Annotated in this window: 21 protein-coding genes; 8 read left to right on the forward strand and 13 right to left on the reverse strand. The window is 28.2% G+C overall.

Going from position 1 to position 18,735, the window contains the following annotated elements:
• Positions 1-62: 62 nt before the first annotated feature.
• The 5 genes from ftsY to R3342_RS02465 all read right to left on the reverse strand — a co-directional run bounded on the left by ftsY (position 63) and on the right by R3342_RS02465 (position 3,028).
• Positions 63-1,016: a signal recognition particle-docking protein FtsY gene (gene ftsY / locus R3342_RS02445; protein ID WP_318938077.1), complete on the reverse strand. Its 954-nt coding sequence runs from the start codon at positions 1,014-1,016 to the stop codon at positions 63-65.
• 90 nt (positions 1,017-1,106) lie between these two features.
• Positions 1,107-1,259 carry a DUF4295 domain-containing protein gene (locus tag R3342_RS02450; RefSeq protein ID WP_318938078.1) on the reverse strand — a complete coding sequence of 51 codons (153 nt, stop codon included), beginning with the start codon at positions 1,257-1,259 and terminating at the stop codon, positions 1,107-1,109.
• A 9-nt stretch (positions 1,260-1,268) separates the two neighbouring features.
• The gene (gene rpmG / locus R3342_RS02455; protein ID WP_318938079.1) at positions 1,269-1,454 is read right to left on the reverse strand and encodes a 50S ribosomal protein L33; all 186 of its coding nucleotides are present in this window, start codon (positions 1,452-1,454) and stop codon (positions 1,269-1,271) included.
• A gap of 10 nt (positions 1,455-1,464) precedes the next feature.
• Positions 1,465-1,704 carry a 50S ribosomal protein L28 gene (gene rpmB / locus R3342_RS02460; RefSeq protein ID WP_318938080.1) on the reverse strand — a complete coding sequence of 80 codons (240 nt, stop codon included), beginning with the start codon at positions 1,702-1,704 and terminating at the stop codon, positions 1,465-1,467.
• Between the two features lie 76 nt (positions 1,705-1,780).
• Entirely contained in the window at positions 1,781-3,028 is a 1,248-nt protein-coding gene (locus R3342_RS02465) for a competence/damage-inducible protein A (RefSeq protein WP_318938081.1), read from the reverse strand.
• A 108-nt stretch (positions 3,029-3,136) separates the two neighbouring features.
• Between R3342_RS02465 and R3342_RS02470 the strand changes: the two genes are divergently transcribed.
• Positions 3,137-3,550 (forward strand): hypothetical protein, encoded by a 414-nt coding sequence (locus tag R3342_RS02470; protein WP_318938082.1) that lies wholly within the window; start codon positions 3,137-3,139, stop codon positions 3,548-3,550.
• Between the two features lie 4 nt (positions 3,551-3,554).
• Here the strand turns inward: R3342_RS02470 and R3342_RS02475 are convergent, their stop codons facing one another.
• Both R3342_RS02475 and R3342_RS02480 read right to left on the reverse strand, forming a co-directional pair.
• Positions 3,555-4,166 (reverse strand): fumarylacetoacetate hydrolase family protein, encoded by a 612-nt coding sequence (locus R3342_RS02475; RefSeq protein WP_318938083.1) that lies wholly within the window; start codon positions 4,164-4,166, stop codon positions 3,555-3,557.
• A gap of 54 nt (positions 4,167-4,220) precedes the next feature.
• Positions 4,221-5,060 (reverse strand): 1,4-dihydroxy-2-naphthoyl-CoA synthase, encoded by an 840-nt coding sequence (locus R3342_RS02480; protein ID WP_318938084.1) that lies wholly within the window; start codon positions 5,058-5,060, stop codon positions 4,221-4,223.
• 154 nt (positions 5,061-5,214) lie between these two features.
• On the opposite strand from R3342_RS02480, the gene R3342_RS02485 reads away from it, so the two are divergent.
• From R3342_RS02485 to R3342_RS02495, 3 genes are all read left to right on the forward strand, one after another.
• A complete protein-coding gene (locus R3342_RS02485) occupies positions 5,215-6,777 on the forward strand; it encodes an NAD(P)/FAD-dependent oxidoreductase (protein WP_318938085.1) in 1,563 nt (520 codons plus the stop codon).
• A gap of 110 nt (positions 6,778-6,887) precedes the next feature.
• Complete coding sequence (locus R3342_RS02490) at positions 6,888-8,090, forward strand: alpha/beta hydrolase (RefSeq protein ID WP_318938086.1); 1,203 nt, start codon at positions 6,888-6,890, stop codon at positions 8,088-8,090.
• Between the two features lie 7 nt (positions 8,091-8,097).
• Entirely contained in the window at positions 8,098-9,255 is a 1,158-nt protein-coding gene (locus tag R3342_RS02495) for a C1 family peptidase (protein WP_318938087.1), read from the forward strand.
• Positions 9,256-9,311: 56 nt separating this feature from the next.
• Here the strand turns inward: R3342_RS02495 and R3342_RS02500 are convergent, their stop codons facing one another.
• Complete coding sequence (locus R3342_RS02500) at positions 9,312-9,731, reverse strand: DNA-binding protein (RefSeq protein ID WP_318938088.1); 420 nt, start codon at positions 9,729-9,731, stop codon at positions 9,312-9,314.
• A 2-nt stretch (positions 9,732-9,733) separates the two neighbouring features.
• Positions 9,734-11,410 (reverse strand): 2-succinyl-5-enolpyruvyl-6-hydroxy-3-cyclohexene-1-carboxylic-acid synthase, encoded by a 1,677-nt coding sequence (gene menD, locus R3342_RS02505; protein ID WP_318938089.1) that lies wholly within the window; start codon positions 11,408-11,410, stop codon positions 9,734-9,736.
• A 137-nt stretch (positions 11,411-11,547) separates the two neighbouring features.
• Here menD and R3342_RS02510 point away from each other — a divergent pair, with 137 nt between their 5' ends.
• Positions 11,548-12,672: a helix-turn-helix domain-containing protein gene (locus R3342_RS02510; RefSeq protein ID WP_318938090.1), complete on the forward strand. Its 1,125-nt coding sequence runs from the start codon at positions 11,548-11,550 to the stop codon at positions 12,670-12,672.
• 187 nt (positions 12,673-12,859) lie between these two features.
• Here R3342_RS02510 and R3342_RS02515 read toward each other — a convergent pair whose 3' ends face one another.
• From R3342_RS02515 to R3342_RS02525, 3 genes are read right to left on the reverse strand one after another with little or no spacing between them, the layout of a single operon-like run.
• Complete coding sequence (locus R3342_RS02515) at positions 12,860-13,927, reverse strand: chorismate-binding protein (RefSeq protein WP_318938091.1); 1,068 nt, start codon at positions 13,925-13,927, stop codon at positions 12,860-12,862.
• 8 nt (positions 13,928-13,935) lie between these two features.
• Positions 13,936-14,796, reverse strand: coding sequence for an alpha/beta fold hydrolase (locus tag R3342_RS02520; protein ID WP_318938092.1), 861 nt, complete (start codon positions 14,794-14,796; stop codon positions 13,936-13,938).
• A 3-nt stretch (positions 14,797-14,799) separates the two neighbouring features.
• The gene (locus tag R3342_RS02525) at positions 14,800-15,219 is read right to left on the reverse strand and encodes a PaaI family thioesterase (protein ID WP_318938093.1); all 420 of its coding nucleotides are present in this window, start codon (positions 15,217-15,219) and stop codon (positions 14,800-14,802) included.
• A gap of 79 nt (positions 15,220-15,298) precedes the next feature.
• Here R3342_RS02525 and R3342_RS02530 point away from each other — a divergent pair, with 79 nt between their 5' ends.
• Positions 15,299-15,799: an IS1096 element passenger TnpR family protein gene (locus R3342_RS02530; protein WP_318938094.1), complete on the forward strand. Its 501-nt coding sequence runs from the start codon at positions 15,299-15,301 to the stop codon at positions 15,797-15,799.
• Positions 15,800-15,806: 7 nt separating this feature from the next.
• On the opposite strand, the gene R3342_RS02535 is transcribed toward R3342_RS02530, so the two are convergent.
• Entirely contained in the window at positions 15,807-16,883 is a 1,077-nt protein-coding gene (locus R3342_RS02535) for a hypothetical protein (protein WP_318938095.1), read from the reverse strand.
• 91 nt (positions 16,884-16,974) lie between these two features.
• Between R3342_RS02535 and R3342_RS02540 the strand changes: the two genes are divergently transcribed.
• Both R3342_RS02540 and R3342_RS02545 read left to right on the forward strand, forming a co-directional pair.
• On the forward strand, positions 16,975-17,874 hold the full coding sequence (locus tag R3342_RS02540; RefSeq protein ID WP_318938096.1) for an ABC transporter ATP-binding protein: 900 nt from the start codon (positions 16,975-16,977) through the stop codon (positions 17,872-17,874).
• Between the two features lies 1 nt (position 17,875).
• Positions 17,876-18,721, forward strand: a complete 846-nt coding sequence (locus R3342_RS02545; RefSeq protein WP_318938097.1) for an ABC transporter permease — start codon at positions 17,876-17,878, stop codon at positions 18,719-18,721.
• Positions 18,722-18,735 lie beyond the last annotated feature (14 nt).

Genomic DNA, 18,735 nt, shown 5'->3' on the forward strand with positions numbered 1-18,735 from the left:
TATAAAAAAGAAAACCTTTTATAAAATTTATAAAAGGTTTTCAAATATAATATATTATGTAATTAATTAAAAAACGAATCAACAAATTCAATTTTGTTAAATACTTGTAAATCATCAATTCCTTCCCCAACTCCAATATATTTTACTGGAATTTTAAATTCATCGGAAATACCAATTACAACTCCTCCTTTTGCTGTTCCATCTAATTTTGTAACTGCTAACGAAGTAACTTCCGTAGCTTTAGTAAATTGTTTTGCTTGTTCAAAAGCATTTTGTCCTGTAGAGCCATCTAAAACTAATAAAACATCATGAGGTGCATCCTCAACTACTTTTTGCATTACACGTTTAATTTTGGTCAACTCGTTCATTAAATTAACCTTATTATGTAATCTTCCTGCAGTATCAATAATAACAACATCTGCATTTTGTGCTACTGCTGATTTTAATGTATCAAACGCTACCGATGCAGGATCGCTTCCCATTTCTTGACGAACAATAGGAACTCCTACTCTATCTGCCCAAACTTGTAGCTGATCTATTGCTGCAGCTCTAAAAGTATCTGCAGCTCCTAAAACTACTTTTTTACCTTTTTTGGTAAATTGAGAAGCTAGTTTTCCAATAGTTGTAGTTTTTCCAACGCCATTAACTCCAACAACCATTATTACATAAGGTTTTCTTTGGTCAGGAATAGTAAAATCTGTTTCATTACCAGCATTAGTTTCTGCTAAAAGTCCTGCTATTTCTTCCCTTAAAATTACATTTAATTCATCCGTTCCTAAATATTTATCTTTAGAAACACGTAGTTCTATACGTTCAATAATTTTAAGTGTAGTATTAACTCCAACATCCGAAGAAACTAAAATTTCTTCTAAATTATCTAATACATCATCGTCTACTTTAGATTTTCCTGCAACAGCTTTAGATAATTTTGAAAAAAAAGAAGTTTTAGTTTTCTCTAACCCTTTATCTAAGGTTTCTTTTTTTTCTTTGGAAAAAATTTTTTTAAACAAATTCATTTTTCTAGTATTTAATAGTATAAATATAAAAAAGAAAAGCTACTTTCATTGGTTTTGAAAGTAGCTTTATATGATTATTAAGAACAAATATTATTTTTTGCTCAAAAAGTCTTTTACGTTTGCAGGATCCATAATAGCTTCAACAAAAGTATAAGCTCCTGTTTTTGGAGATTTTACCATTTTAATAGCTTTGGTTAATCTTTTTGATCCTGTTTGTAACGATGCTACTGATTTCTTTGCCATGGTCCTATATTATTTAATTTCTTTATGAACAGTCATTTTTTTCAAGATAGGATTGAATTTTTTAATTTCCATTCTATCAGGAGTGTTCTTTTTATTTTTTGTTGTAATATATCTTGAAGTACCAGGCATACCACTTGCTTTATGCTCTGTACACTCTAAAATCACTTGGATTCTATTACCTTTACTCTTTGCCATTTCTTAATAATTATTTTTTTAAAAAACCTTTTTCTCTTGCTTCTTTAAGAACTGCAGAGATTCCTTTTTTATTAATATTCTTTAATGCAGAAGTAGCTACTTTTAAAGTAATCCATTTATCTTCTTCAGGAATATAAAAACGCTTTTTAATTAAGTTAGCGTCAAATTTTCTTTTTGTTCTATTCAATGCGTGAGAAACATTGTTTCCAACCATTGCTTTTTTTCCAGTAAGTTCACAAACTCTTGACATATTTCTTTACCTTTATTAGTGTAATCTCAAACGAGATGCAAAATTATAATAATCCATCTAAATACACAAACTTATTTTACTCCTTTTTTAAAATTTCTTCTTTTAACATTTCTAAAGCTTTATTGGTAGCCCTTTCAATTACTTTTTCGCGAGGTTTGCCAAAATAAAATTCTTTGGTTATTATACCCTTTGGAGTAGCAATTGCAATAAAAACTGTTCCAACTGTTTTATCTGTTTCATCTGTTGTTGGACCTGCGTTACCTGTTGTAGCAATAGCGTAATCGGTTTTAAACTTTTGTTGTATAGATTTTGCCATTGCTGTGGCAACCTCTGCGCTAACTACAGAATATTTTTCAATTATTTCTTTGTCTATTTTTAATTCGTTTAATTTTATAGCTACATTATAAGAAACAATAGAGCCAATAAAATATGCCGAAGCTCCTGGCACTGAAGTAATTTTATGTGCAATATTACCACCTGTACAACTTTCGGCAGTTGCTATAGTTTGTTTATTTTGAGTCAATAATTTACCTATTACAACCTCAATAGTTTCAGAATCTTCAAAACCTACTATAATTTCAGGAATTAATTTAACTAGTTTTTGAACTTCGTTTTCTACTTTAAACTCAAGTTCTTTTTTATCATTTCCTTTTGCAGACAAACGTAATCTAACTCTTCCAAAAGATGGCAAATATGCTAATTTTATAAAACTTGGTAAATTATTTTCCCAATCCTCAATTTTTGCTGCTAATACGCTCTCTCCCATTCCGTAAGTTTGAATGGTTTTATGAATTATATAGTTTAATTTGAAAGTTTCTTTTAATTTTGGTAATACTTCATTCTTCATTAATCCTCTCATTTCATAAGGAACTCCCGGTAATGAAATTACTACTTTTTTATTTTGATAAAACCACATTCCAGGTGCAGTACCTAATTTATTTTTTAATGGAATACACTTTTTAGGAACTAACGCTTGATTTTTATTTACTTCGGTAAAGGGATAATTAATTTTTGCGAACATCTTTTTTATATGTTCAACAACATCATCATTTAAAACTAATGTATCTTTAAAATAAGTTGTTAAGGTATGTTTAGTAATATCATCTTTAGTTGGCCCTAATCCTCCAGTAATAATTACTATATCAACATTATTTTGAGCTTCTTTTAATGCTTTTAGAATATGTTCCTTCTCATCTTGGATAGAAGTTATTTGATATACAGAAACTCCTATTTTATTAAGTTCTTCTGCAATCCATTTTGAATTTGTATCTAATATTTGACCTATTAAGATTTCATCTCCAATAGTAATTATTTCCGCTTGCATTTATATAATTATTTGGGCTGTAAATGTACAAATTAGCACGCAACCTTTTACACAATTTTGCATCTTATCTTTAAAGAAGAAAAAGTAACCTAAAAAAATTAAAAGCCCATGAACTCAGTCCTCAATTTTAGCGATAGCGAACTTTTAGAAAAAATTGAAAATTGCTCTTTAAGTCCAAAATTATTCACCCACAAAACGATGTTAAGGCTTTCATGGATTTTAATTAAAAAATACGGCATGGATGAAGCTGTTGATAAAACTGTTGAAATTAAAGAAAACTATTTCAAAAATGCGTTAAACAGCAACAAATTCAACAAGACATTAACAAAAGCATATACCGAGATTCTGTATTTTTTTATGCAAAAATCGCCTAAATCTGATTTTGAAAAGTTACTAAAAGAATTTCCTAGATTATTATTTAACTTTAAAAAATTAGTAAAAACACATTATGGCTACGATATTTTAAAAGAGCACAGAAAGGAAGAACCAAATACAAATCGCCCTATTTTATTTACTTTTTAAGTTATTATTTAATTTTAACGCTAAAAAATTGTTGATTCTCAATAGCACCAATTAAAACATCATTTTCTGTAACTTTACCAACTCCTGCAGGAGTTCCTGTAAATAAAACATCTCCTTTTTTTAATGTAAAAAATTGTGAAACGTAAGCTATTAATTCATCTATTTTCCAAAGCATAGCATTAGTATTTCCATTTTGAACAACTTGATCGTTTTTTTGCAATGTAAAATTTAAACTATTTAAATCTCCTAAACTTTCTTTGGTTACAAAATTTCCAATTACTGCACTTCCATCAAATGCTTTAGCTTTTTCCCAAGGCAAACCTTTTTCTTTACAATCAGCCTGGATATCTCTAGCTGTAAAATCAATACCTAACCCTATTTCATCGTAATATTTATGCGCAAATTTTTGATCAATATATTTACCAACTTTACAAATTTTAACTAATATTTCTACTTCATAATGTACATCATTAGAGAAAGTCGGAATAAAAAATGGTTGCTTTTTAGCTAAAATTGCAGAATCTGGCTTTAAAAATATTACTGGATTTTTTGGCTTTTCGTTTTCTAATTCTTCAATATGTTTGGCGTAATTACGTCCAATGCAAATTATTTTCATAAAGTTGTGGTGATTTATTTTGTTATCAATGTAATTCTATTTTTTATTCCTTGATTAAGGAATCCATTTTTTCTCAAAGTTTGGTTTTCGTTTTTCTAAAAAAGCATTTCTTCCTTCTTTAGCTTCATCCGTCATATAAGCCAAACGTGTTGCTTCGCCTGCAAAAACCTGTTGACCAACCATACCATCATCCGTTAAATTCATTGCAAACTTTAACATTTTAATAGAAGTTGGTGATTTAGCCAATATTTCTTGCGCCCATTCATAAGCAGTATCTTCTAATTCTTCATGAGGAATAACTGCATTTACCATTCCCATTTCATACGCTTCTTGTGCAGAATAATTTCTTCCTAAGAAGAATATTTCACGTGCTTTTTTTTGTCCAACCATTTTAGCCAAATAAGCCGAACCATAACCTCCATCAAAACTAGTAACATCGGCATCGGTTTGTTTAAAAATAGCATGTTCTTTACTTGCTAAAGTTAAATCGCAAACCACATGCAAACTATGTCCGCCTCCAACAGCCCAGCCTGGAACCACAGCAATTACAGCTTTTGGCATAAAACGAATTAAACGTTGAACTTCTAAAATATTTAAACGATGATAGCCATCTTCTCCAACATATCCTTGATGACCACGTGCTTTTTGATCTCCACCGCTACAAAATGAATATACACCATCTTTTGTAGAAGGCCCTTCCGCTGACAATAATACTACTCCAATAGAAGTATCTTCTTGTGCATCGTAAAAAGCGTCGTATAATTCTTTAGTAGTTTTTGGTCTAAAAGCATTTCTAACATTCGGTCTGTTAAAAGCAATACGTGCAACACCATTACATTTTTTATAGGTTATATCTTCAAATTCTTTGACTGTTTTCCAATTTATTTTTTCCATTTCAATAAAAATTAAAGTGTAAAAATAACGCATTTTAATGGGTAAAAAAAAGATTACACAAAAGAATGCTTTATACAAATTACTATAAATTACAAATCAAAAATGCAGAAAATATTCAGTAGATTGTTATTTAAAATTTGAGTAGTTTTGCCTTATGGTAAAGGAAATTCAATTACGAATAAATCTGAATGAAGAAAAGCAAGCTGGCATTTTAATCAAAAAGTCTGCTAATAATTTACATATTGAGGAATCTGAGATTTCTGCGGTAAAAATTCTTAGAAAATCTATTGATGCTAGAAAAGCTGTAATTGTTTTTAACTATAAAGTAGCCGTTTATATTAACGAGAAACTACCTGAATCTTCCATTTATACTTTTAATTATAAAGATGTTTCTGCCGCAAAAGAAGTTCATATTATTGGATTTGGCCCTGCCGGAATGTTTGCCGCACTACGCTGTATTGAATTAGGATACAAACCAATAGTTTTAGAAAGAGGGAAAAAAGTAAATGAAAGAAGACGTGATTTAAGAGCTATAAACCAGTTTCATAAAGTCAATGATGATTCTAATTATTGCTTTGGCGAAGGTGGCGCTGGCACTTATTCTGATGGAAAACTTTACACTAGAAGTTTAAAAAGAGGAAATGTTCGTAGAATTTTTGAAAATTTAGTTTTTCACGGAGCAACCGAACAAATTTTAATTGATGCTCATCCACATATTGGCACCAATAAACTGCCAAGACTTGTTAAAAACATTCGTGAAACTATTCTAAAATATGGCGGAGAAATTCATTTTGAAAGCAAAGTAACTGATTTCAACATTAAAGATAATAAGCTGAAATCCATAACATTACAAAACGGTAAAGAACTTAATGTTAAAGCAGTTATTTTAGCAACTGGACATTCCGCTAGAGATATATACTATTTATTGTATAAAAAAAATATTGCGCTTAAAGCAAAATCTTTTGCAATGGGAGTTCGCGTAGAACACCCGCAACAAATTATAGATTCTATTCAATATCACTGCAAAGGAGAAAGAGATGAAATATTACCCGCTGCATCTTATAGCCTTGTACATCAAGTAAATGAACGGGGTGTTTATTCTTTTTGTATGTGTCCAGGTGGTTTTATTGTTCCTGCTGCAACTGCTAATGGCGAAATTGTAGTTAACGGAATGTCGCCTTCCAAAAGAAATAATAAGTTTGCAAATTCAGGTATTGTAGTTGAAATTAATGCAGAAAAAGATTTATATAAATACGAACAATTTGGAGTTTTAAAAGGATTAGAATTTCAAAAAGATTTGGAAAAAATGGCTTTTAATGCTGGCGGAAGAACCCAAACTGCACCTGCACAACGTTTAACCGATTTTGTTGAAGGACGATTGTCTAACAATTTAAACTTAACTTCGTATCAACCAGGACTTAAATCGGCTCCTTTACATTCACTACTGCCTAAAATTATTGGGGGACGATTACGAAAAGGATTTGCCGCTTTTGGGCAAAAAATGCATGGATTTTATACAGAAGAAGCTAACGTAGTTGGTGTAGAATCTAGAACATCATCTCCTGTTAATATTCCAAGAAAAGAAAATTTAGAACATCCACAAATTGAAGGTTTGTTTCCTTGTGGCGAAGGTGGTGGTTATGCTGGAGGTATTGTTTCTGCTGCTATGGATGGTGAACGATGTGCTGAAGCAGCAATTCAAAAGTTTCAAAATTGATGGTGTTTTTACACTATTAATTTAAGTTTTTCGTTCTATTTTAAATTCGCAAAACTATTTAATTTTTGCTTAGTTTTGACTTTTATTAAAAAACTATTTAATTTTAGACAATGAAATTTACCTCACTAAAAAGCATTTTCTTCTATCTGTTAGTATTTATTTCAAGCTATAGTTTTTCCCAAAATATAACTCTCAAAAAGTTTGATTCCAGAGAATTAGGAAATGAAAGATATTTAAAAGTTTATATTCCTGATAGTTACAAAACTGATTCTACTAAAGTTTATCCATTAACAATTGTTTTAGATGCCGAATATTTGTTTGATGTATATGTGGGCAATTCTATTTTATTTGCAAAAAAAGACAAAGCTCCAGAACAAATTATTGTAGGCATAAACCAAAACCAGTTTGATGAACGTTACAAAGATTGTTCTTATCAAAAAGAAAATAGTTTACCAACAGCTGAAGGAGCAGCTTTTTATCGATTTATTAAAAGTGAATTAATTAGCTATTTTGAAGAGAATTATAGAATATCGCCTTTTAAAACCATTGTAGGAAATACATTAACCGCAAATTTTATCAATTATTTTTTAGTGGAAGATTATCCTACTTTTAATGCTTTTATTAATATAAATCCATACTATGCAATGGATATTCCAACTATGTTGCAGCAAAAAGCAACTACTTTAAAAGATGAAAATAGGTATTATTATGTAAGTAATGGAAATTATAATTCCTCGAAAAGAGAAAATAGTATAAAAAACACCAATTTAATTCTTAAAAATATAGACAATCCAAAGTTTATTTATAAATACAATTATTTTGATAATAGCACTAAAACTGCTTCTATTGGAGAATCTATTCCAAATGCTTTAGCTTTTATTTTTAAAATGTATGCTGCAATTTCTAAAGAAGAATTTGATAAAAATATCAAGGATTTATCTCCTCCAGATGCTATTGCTTATTTAGAAAATAAATACGTGGAAATTGAATACTTGTTTGGAAGTAATTTAAAAATTAGACCTCAAGATATTTTTGCTATTGAACCTATAATTTTAGACAAAGAAAACGGAGATTATTTAAAAGATTTTGGAGAAATGATTAATAAATTATATAAAGATTCTCCTATTGGCGACTATTATATTGGTAGATATTATGAAACAGGTGGTAAATTAAAACAGGCCCTAAAATATTATAAAAACGGCTATATGAAATTACCAGAAGACGATCCAAATGCGGATGGCTACTACAAAAATATTGAACGAGTGCTACAAAAAAGAGATGGCACTTATATTGAACAAAACCCAAAAAACTAAATTAATAATGAAACGACAACTATTTTCAATTGCTTTTTTAGCAATAACCCAACTATTTTTTGCTCAAGAAGGTAATGTAGTTAATGTAAAAATACCAACTGCGCAAAAATATGTATTTACACCAGTTATTGATATTGAAGCTTCTAGTGTTAAAAACCAAGGCTATACAGGAACTTGCTGGAGCTTTTCTACAACTTCATTTCTTGAATCTGAAATTTATAAAAATACTGGAAAAAACATCGATATTTCTGAAATGTATACAGTTAGGAATACCTACCCTATTAAAGCTTGGGATTACGTAATGCGACAAGGTAAAACTCAATTTGATGAAGGAGGTCTAGCTCATGATGTGCTTAATTCTGTTAGTAGATATGGATTGGTTCCTCAAAGTGCTTTTTCAGGTTTAGTAAATGGAGAAACTAATTATAATCATTCAAAAATAGTTCCTAAACTAAAAAAAGTTTTAGATGCTTATATAAAAAATGACAAACATTCTAAACATCCTAATTGGAAAAAAGAAATAGATTCTATTTTAAACGTTACTATAGGAAAAGTGCCAGAAAAATTTATGTATGATGGAGTTTATTATACTCCAAAATCGTTTTTAAAAATGACAGGAATTAATCCTAATGATTATGTAACCTTAACTTCCTTTTTACAACAACCTTTTTACACTAAGTTTATTTTAAATATACCAGATAATTTTGCAAATGGCAGTTTTTATAATTTACCTATAGATGAATTAGTAAAAGCTGTAGATACTGCCTTAAAAAAAGGATATACTTTAGCTATAGATTGTGATGTTTCAGAAAAAACATTCTCACAAAAATATGGTGTAGCAGTTGAGCCTAAAGACATTGCTGACGATGCAAAAGCTATGACTTATATTGTAACTGAGAAAAAAATTACACCTGAATATAGACAACAAGAGTTTGAAAATTACGATACCACAGATGATCATTTAATGCATATTGTTGGTTTAGTTAAAGATCAAAATAACAATGAATATTACAAAGTAAAAAATTCTTGGGGAACTACTGGAGATCGTATTGGTAATGGTGGTTATGTTTATATGAGTAAAGCTTACTTTAAATTAAAAGCAATTTCGGTTTTAGTAAATAAGAAAGGCTTAGATGATACTACAAAAAAAGAGTTGAAAATTTAACTTTCAATAAAAAATAAAAAAAGGCGTTTAAAAACGCCTTTTTTTATTTAAAGAAATTACTGCTGAATTAATTTTATTCCTTCTTCTGAAATAGTTATAAGTTTTTGTTTAAACAACCCTCCAATTGCTTTTTTAAAAGCTTTTTTACTCATTCCTAATTTATATTTTATATCGTCAGGAGAACTTTTATCGCTTAAGTCAACAAAACCCTCATTTTGTCTTAATGCATTTAAAATAATAATTTCATTTTTAACTATAGTTTGCTTAAATCCAAGAGGTTGCAAACTAACATCTAACTTTTCATCTTCTCTAATTTTTTTAATATAGCCAACTAATTTTTGCCCTTCCTCAATTTTTTGATAAAGTTCATTTTTATATAATAATCCTTCATATTCCTGATTTACTAAAACTGTAAAACCAATATTAGTACTTCTTCCAACTATTAAATCAACTTTATCTCCTACTTTTAATTCCATTATTATATTTTTAAATTCTTAAAATATGCTTTTAAAATTTTATCATTTACCTCTGTTGGAGTTTGGATTTCTAATAATTTTGGTTTCTCTGAGTAATGATAAAATGTAACTAAATTTTCTTGAACTTCTTTTTCTGAACTTGCAACTTGATATTCAAAATTAAACATTTTACATAAATGCTCCGCAGTTAAATCATGAGGTGTTTCAAAATACTGTAAAGCATTTGTTGTACTTGGACCAGGAATAAATTTAAAAATTCCTCCTCCTCCATTGTTAATCAAAATAATTCTAAAACTTGCAGGAATATAATTATTCCAAAGCGCATTACTATCGTAAAAAAAGCTAATATCACCCGTAATAAAAACGGTATTACTTTTACTAGCAAATGCCGCTCCAACTGCAGTACTTGTTGCTCCGTCAATACCACTTGTTCCTCTATTACAAAAAACCGATAATGTTTTATTAATATCAAATAATTGCGAGTACCTAATTATGGAACTATTGCTAAGCTGCAATTGAGAATCGTCTGGGATACTTGCTAAAATTTGACTAAAAACTTTTAAATCCGAAAAATCACAGTTATCTATAAATTCTTGATGCTTTTTTAAACGAATTTCCTTTTTATGTAACCAAAAACGTTGATAATTACTTTCTGTTGATTTGGTTAAAAAGAAAAATTGGCTAAAAAATAAGGTAGGCGAAACTTTAAAATGATGCTCTAAACATAAAAATGTATTCAGCGCTGTTTTTGAATCTACGTGCCAATGATGATTTGGTTTGTATTTTCTTAAATGCTGTTTTATTTTTTTAGAAACAATTAAACCACCTAGAGTGAGTAAAATTTCAGGTTGAAATTTTTCTAATTCATCTTCAACAAAAGGAAAAATTAATTTATCAATACTATTAATGAATTTAGAATTCCAAACGTTTGCTGTGTTTTCAATTAAAACCAATACAGAAGGATCTTTTACAAGATGTTCTAATTGAATTTGTAAAAGTTCATCGGGATAATGTGCCCCAACAATAACCATTTTTTTGGATGAAGCATTCCAAATAGTTGCATATTTTTGAAGTTCATTAACATTTAAAGGAGTTTCGTTCAATAAACTTTTAGGTAACTTTTTACTTTCTATATCTATGTTTTCTTCTTTAACAATTTCTTGCTCTGTCTCATATAAAGGCTCATCAAAAGGAACATTAATATGTACAGGCCCGTTTTGTTTTACGGCTATTTCCATTGCTTTTTCACAATGGGATTTATCTTTATCATATCCTAAATTTGCACTAAATAAAATATGATTTTTATAAACATTTTCTTGTCGAATAGTTTGACCATCTCCAATATCAATTAAATGCAAAGGTCTATCTGCAGAAATAACAACTAACGGTATATTACTATAAAAAGCTTCTGCAATTGCTGGATAATAATTTAATAAGGCCGAACCAGAAGTACAAACTAAAGCAACAGGTTTTTTAGTTTGTTGCGCAATTCCAAGCGCAAAAAAAGCAGCACTTCGCTCATCAACAATTGACAAGGCTTCTATTTTTTTAGAATTTGCTAGTTCAATAATTAGTGGGGCATTTCTTGAGCCTGGTGAAATTACAGCCTTTTCAATTTTGAATTTTTCGCAACTTTTTACCACTAATTGGGCTAATTTATTTTTAGATTGTTGTGGCATTTATTATTTAATTAAAGTGCAAAGTTACATAAAGTTTATACTTATTATATTTTTATTTTTTTGTTTAGCCTAACTTGATAATTATCATTTTAATTTTAGAAATTTTAATATAATTTTAATTTCTAAAATTAAAATCCTTGATTAAGTTAACTGCTTTATTATTAGTACTTTTTATTACTGCATTTGGAGCTATTTTTTTAGTTACACTTTCCACAAAAAAACTTAAAAACAGGTTATTACTAGGATTCTTTTTTTTAATTAGTTTTTTAGTTTTTTTCGGAAACTTTTTGGCTTTCTACAATTATTGGCAAATTGTACATTATTACGATTTTATTTTTCTAGCAGCACTTTTAGCTTTTTATCCATCTTACTACTTGTACCTTTTTAGCGCTTTTAATTTTAAAATTGTTAAAGCAAAATGGATTTATCATTTTATTCCATCTATACTAATTGCTATAATAATGATAATTGCTTCTATTATTGCTAAACCAGAAGACTTTCAAGTTTATATGAATAATAACCTTTATGGAACAACATTAACAACAAAACCTGCAAATACATTAGATTTTATTTATGATTTAGGAAGAATAATTCATCTTTTACAAATAGTTTTATATACTTTTTTAGCTATTAGAATTATTTTAATTGGGAAAAAATCTATAGCTAACTCATTTTCTAATCTAGATAATTATCAGTTGCAATATTTTTATACAATAACTATTTCTTTTATTGCACTAATGTCAATCCCTGGTTTTTATATTACATTAATGGGCAGAGTACAATTTTCAAATAACGATTTTTCACTGCTATATTTAAGTATTATTTTTACTCTTTTATATATAATACTTGCAATTGTTGGGCTAAAACAAATTCCTTCTATAGAAAATTTAAACGGTAGTTCTAAAAAACATGAAATTTATGACAAAGAAATGGCTGCCATTGAAAATAGATTATTGAATTATTTTAAAAAAGAAAAACCATGGTTACACCCAGATTTAAGTATTTGGGATGTTGCTAATCATATTGGTACTAACAGAACATATATATCACATATTATTAATGAAAATTTTCACGATAATTTTAATGCCTTTGTAAATAGCTACAGAATTGAAGAAGCTAAAAAATTGCTAGTTAAAAAAACAAAAACACCAATTACAGAAATTAGCGATATTACAGGTTTTGGATCTGTAAATTCCTTTATACGAATTTTTAAAAAAGCTGAAAACCAAACTCCTACCAATTACAGAAAAAAGAACTCATAATTTTACGATTTGAAACTTATTTTTTACGATTTAGGTATTGCTAAAAACCAAATTCAAGTAATTTTATAACATATAAAAATACTAAGGTTACGTTTTCAATTGGGAAGTTTGCTATTTGCTATTTATCAAGTATCCCCACACAGGAAAAATTCAAAAATTGCTAACAAATGTTAATCTTAGTATTTTTTTATAAAACACTTTTTATTACCAAAGCTTTATTTTCAGTCTCTTCCCATTCTTTTTCAGCACTACTTTCTTTGGTTATTCCGCCGCCTACATAAATATGAATTTTATCTCCTTTTAACTGCATACACCTTAAATTCACAAATAAATTACTTTTATTTTGAATATTCAGTTCTCCTAAAAAACCTGTATAATAACTTCTATCATAATTTTCGTTTTCTAAAATGAATTTTGTTGCTACATTTTTAGGTAATCCGCAAACTGCAGGTGTAGGATGCAGAGCAAAAATTAATGGTTTTAAAGTGTTTTTTGAGGTTAGTTTTGCAGAAATATCAGTTCGAATATGTAATAAATTTCCTGCTTTAACTGTAAATGGATTGGTAATTTTAACCTCTTTCGAAAAAGGCTTTATAGTTTCAACAATATAATTAGTAACAAATTGCTGTTCTTTCTGTTCTTTTAGTTTCCAGTTAACATCAAGCTTATTTTTATAAACTTGCGTACCAGCCAAAGCCATGGTTTTAAAAGTATTCTTTTCTACAGAAATTAACTTTTCAGGAGTTGCCCCCATCCATAATCCAATTTTTGGATGAAACCAAATATACACAAAGGCATTTGGATACTTTCCTAACATCTTTTTAAAGGATTTTTCTAAATCAAAGTTTAAAGCAGTTATTTTTTCCATCCTAGAAAGTACAATTTTATCTGCTTTACCATCTTCTATAAAATCAATTGCTTTTTGAACTAATTTTATATGTTTTTGTTTAGAAGTTTTATCTTCATCATTTTTTAAAATGAAACTACTTTTAAAATCATTATTAATTACATCTTCTTCCTTAAAAGTAATTTCTTTTTTAACACATTTATTTAATGGAAATAAAATTGTATCGTTATTATTAAATGGAGAAAAAACAAAACCTTCTTCCTTAAAATCAGATAGATAAACTATTTCTTTTGTGTTGATAAAATAAGCTATTAATTTAAATTCATTTGGTTTTTTAAATACTACAAATGGACTTTTAGACTTAAAAGTTTGAATGATTTCTTTTATATATCTATCAAAATTATTCACTATAATTACTAATTAAGTTGCTGAATCAATACCTGCTTAATATCCTTAAAATTAGTCCAAACTAAACCATGCCCTGCATCTTTTAAGGTTACCAATTTAAATTTTTCGGGAGAAATTTGTTGCTGTAATAACAAGGAATTTTTATACGGAACAATCCAATCGCTATCTCCTTGAATACAAATTATGCTTGAAGGATTATCGTTCCAAGATTTTTCAAAATTTTGCAAATCTTTTTGATGAGTTAATTTTTCCTTTGAAGCTGCTTGCCATGTTTTAGGCACTAACCAACGTGTAATTTTCCATTTATATAAATTAAGTAACCAAGGCATATTTTCCTGATTAGAATATACTGCTGGTGCTAACAAAACTATTTTTTTATATTTCTTTTTTGAAGATAACGCAATTGGACCGCCATAAGAATAACCAACCAATATGGTTTTAGTTGGATTAAGCTTAGCTATTAAATTTTCTAACATTTCCTTTTCAAAAGCAATAGATTCTTGAACTTTTCCCGTTTGATAAATTCCATATCCAATTCTATCATAACTAATTAAATTTGCTTTTTTTCGCAAAACGCTATCTAGCATATATTTTTTAAAATCTAACGCAGAACCAATAGAACCATGAATAAAGACTATAGTTGGTTTTGTTGTATCCACTACTTTTTGAGTAGCTAAAACTCTATAATCAAAACTTTTAAATTCTTTTTTATAAATAAAAACAGGAACATTATGGCTTTTAAATTCCTTAAAAATTGCCACATCTGTTTTTGGAGTAGAAAACCTATAAAATTGTACAACAACAAGAATTATAATTGCTAAAAATAAAAAACCAATTATTTTTAAAACTTGTTTTAAGCGTTTTCTCATGGATTATTTTTTTGGTAAAATAATGTTGGTAAGCTTACAATGAGATACTAATTTACCTAAATCATCCGTAATTTTAATTTCAATTAAATGTGTAGTTCTACCTTTATGAATAATAGTTGCTGTAGCTGTTATTTTACCACTTTTTACACTTCGTACATGATTTGCCGTAAACGCAATCCCTCTAACCATAAATTTTTCAGGATCAACAGCTAACATGGATGCTGGACTACCAACACTTTCAGCCAAAGCCATACTGGCTCCTCCATTTAAAATTCCATCTGGTTGATAAACTTTACTTGTTACTGGCATAGTTGCTACTAAATAATCATTACCAAAGTCTATATATTTAATATCAAGGGTTTCCATTAGCGTATTTTTACACAAACTATTTAAATGAGCCAATGTTTTTTCTTTTGAAGTCATAAGTTAAATTGTTACTCTGTAAAAATAATAATTTAAAAGTTTAAATAGTACCTTTGCATTAAATTATAGCAAACTTAAAATGGCTTACCGAGTTAGAATTATTTTAGATGTACCTACAGATGTTATTAGAGACATTGTTATTGATGAAAATAGTAATTTAGAGGAGTTTCATTTAGCTATTGCCAAATCATTTGGATTTAAAGGTCAAGAGATGGCTTCATTTTTTAAAGCAAATAATGAATGGGAACAAGGTGAAGAAATACCTTTATTTAATATGTCGGAAGATAAAAGTGCTCCAACAATGCAAAATACTAAGCTAAAAGATATTTTTATTAATAAAGGAGACAAACTAATTTATGTATATGATTTTTTTGCGATGTGGACATTTTTTGTTGAATTCATAAACACTATAAAATCTACTGAAAATCAATCACCTAAAGTTATTTTTCAATTTGGAAATACGCCAGAAAAAGCTCCTGAAAAAGAGTTTATTGCCGAAAATGATTTAGATACTTTTAACGATTTTAATGAATCTGATGATTTTGATAATTTTGAAGATTTTGATGTTGAAAATTATTAAACATTTATTATATTTCTCGTTTACCTTTAAGTAAATATGTGTTCACATTTTCATAATTTCTAACTACAAAATCAAAACCAACTTTTAGAATATCTCCCATATTGTTACTTTTTTTAAATTTAACATCTTTGGTATATTTAAATAAATCGTTTTTAAGTTGTTTTACTTTTTCTGAAGTAGATATTTTATCCTTCATCATACAGTTTAATAAATCATGTATTCTTTCATGATCTCCTTTAATCCTTCTAGCTATAGCAGATCTTTCTTCTTTTTTGTACTGTTCAATTGATTCTTCATGCAAACTTTCTGATACCATTTTAACAAACGGATAATTATCTTTAAAAAATTGTGGAAAATATACTTTTAAATTTCCTTCATAGCTTTGTTGGTCAAAATCCATAGCTCTAATTCTATATTCAACCTGATCAAAATCGTAAGAAGCAACTATTACAAAATTGTATGCTCTCATATCGCCTAATAAACGAATCATACAACGTTCATTAAATTTCACAAATTCTTTAGAAATCTTTTTTCTGCCTTGTTCTGAAACAGTTGGTAATATATCTTCCAAAAAAACATCACCCGGAACACCTAAAACGTGTTCTTCAATTAAAGTATCTTTATAAATTAAAAAATTGATGTTGTTTGGAGATAAAATATGCTCTAATTCCAAACCATAAACCCTTGAAGCATCTGCAATTTTCACATAAATATATGAGTAATTATCATTTAAAATATTACGAATTTTAACTCGGAAAGGTTTTGAATTACCAAAAGTGCAATAGTCAATAGCATCAACTGTTAAATATGGCAACGAATCTTCAGTACCATCACCATGCAAAATCATGTACATTTGCTTTAAACTCAAATCAATTTCATCCCTTTCATGCTCACTATAATAAACTCTAACCCATAAAGAGTCTTCTCCTTTTTTATCATAAACTACAATTGCACCATCAAAACGAAGCAAATCTTCATAAAAAATAGGAATTTTAATATTTCGATTGTAGTCTGTAAGGTAAGAATACAACTCATCGTTTATTGGATATGCAGGTTTTTTTTTTGAAATTAACTTTTCTTCCATAATTTATATTCGCATTCTTTTCCAAATTTAGTATATTGCTGTAACAAAATATACAAATTATCGTCTTAATTTTATACTAAACACAAAAAATTTGGAAACTATTTTAACCATTAACCAACTAAACAAAAAATTTGGAAAGGTTCATGCTGTAAACAATTTATCTTTTGATATAAAAAAAGGGAATGTTTATGGAATTCTAGGACCTAACGGAAGCGGTAAATCTACAACTTTAGGAATTATTTTAAACGTAGTTAATAAAACTTCAGGAAGTTTTAGCTGGTTTAACGGCGATTTATCTACCCACGAAGCTTTAAAAAAAGTTGGAGCAATTATTGAACGCCCAAACTTTTATCCATATATGACCGCTATCCAAAATTTGGAATTGGTTTGTAAAATAAAAGAAATTTCATCTGAAAAAGTTAACGAAAAACTTAAAGCTGTTCATTTATTTGAAAGAAGAAACAGTAAATTCAAAACATTTTCATTAGGAATGAAACAACGTTTAGCTATTGCTTCTGCATTGTTAAATGACCCTGAAATTTTAATTTTAGATGAACCAACAAACGGTTTAGATCCTCAGGGAATTCATGAAATTAGAGAAATTATAAAAAATATTGCTCAAAATGGTACAACTATTTTGTTAGCTTCACATTTATTAGATGAAGTTGAAAAAGTTTGTACGCATGTAGTAGTAATAAGAAATGGCATTAAATTATATTCTGGCAGAGTTGATGAAATGACTGCTTCTCATGGTATTGTTGAGCTTAAAGCCAATACCGAATTAGAAAATCTTCAAAAAGTGCTTGCAGGATTTGATGGAATTTCAACAACTAAAATTGAAAACGAATTGGTAATTGCAACTCTAAATAAAGAAATTTCTGCAAATGAAATTAACGAGTTTTTGTTTAATCACAAAATTGTTTTAACACACTTAGTAAAAAGAAAACCAAGTTTAGAACAACAATTTTTAACACTTACTAACAACAATTAACATGCTACGTCTTTTAAATATAGAACTCCATAAATTAAAATATAACCGTGCAAGTAGAGTATTAATAATCATCTATTTTGTATTACTTACTTCAATAGCTTTAATTGCAGCAATAAATTTTGATATTGGTCCCGTACAATTTCATTTAGCCGAACAAGGTATTTTTAACTTCCCTTATATTTGGCATTTTAACACGTTTATAGCCTCTATTTTTAAATTCTTTCTATTACTTGTAATAGTTTCTATGATGGCTAATGAATACAGCAATAAAACTTTAAAGCAAAATTTAATTGATGGATTAAGCAAAAAAGAATTTGTGCTTTCTAAATTTTATACAGTTATTTTACTAGCACTAATTTCTACTGTATTTGTATTTGTAGTTTCTTTGATATTAGGATATATTTATTCTGATTTCACAGAATTTTCTATTGTTTTTTCAGATTTAGAATATTTATTAGCCTTTTTTGTAAAATTAGTTGGCTTCTTTTCCTTTGGATTATTTTTAGGAATTTTAGTTAAACGTTCTGCTTTTGCAGTTGGAGGAATGTTAGTTTGGTTTTTTGGAGAAAGTATTTTAAAGGGCTATCTATTTTGGCAATTTAAAGACGCTACAAATACTACAGAACATGTAAACAGCATTATGCGCTTTTTACCTTTAGAAGCAATGTCTAACCTAATAAAAGAACCTTTTACTCGATTAAGTGCGGTAAAAACAGTTGCAAAACAAGTTGGTGAAAATTTATCTAAAGATTTTTCCGTACAACCATTAGATGTTATAATTGTTCTTATTTGGACCGCTATTTTTATTTTTCTATCCTACAAATTATTAAAAGTTAGAGATTTATAAACAACATTTATTTA

Origin of the sequence: Lutibacter sp. (genome assembly GCF_033723435.1) — a bacterium.
Taxonomy (GTDB): Bacteria; Bacteroidota; Bacteroidia; order Flavobacteriales; family Flavobacteriaceae; genus Lutibacter.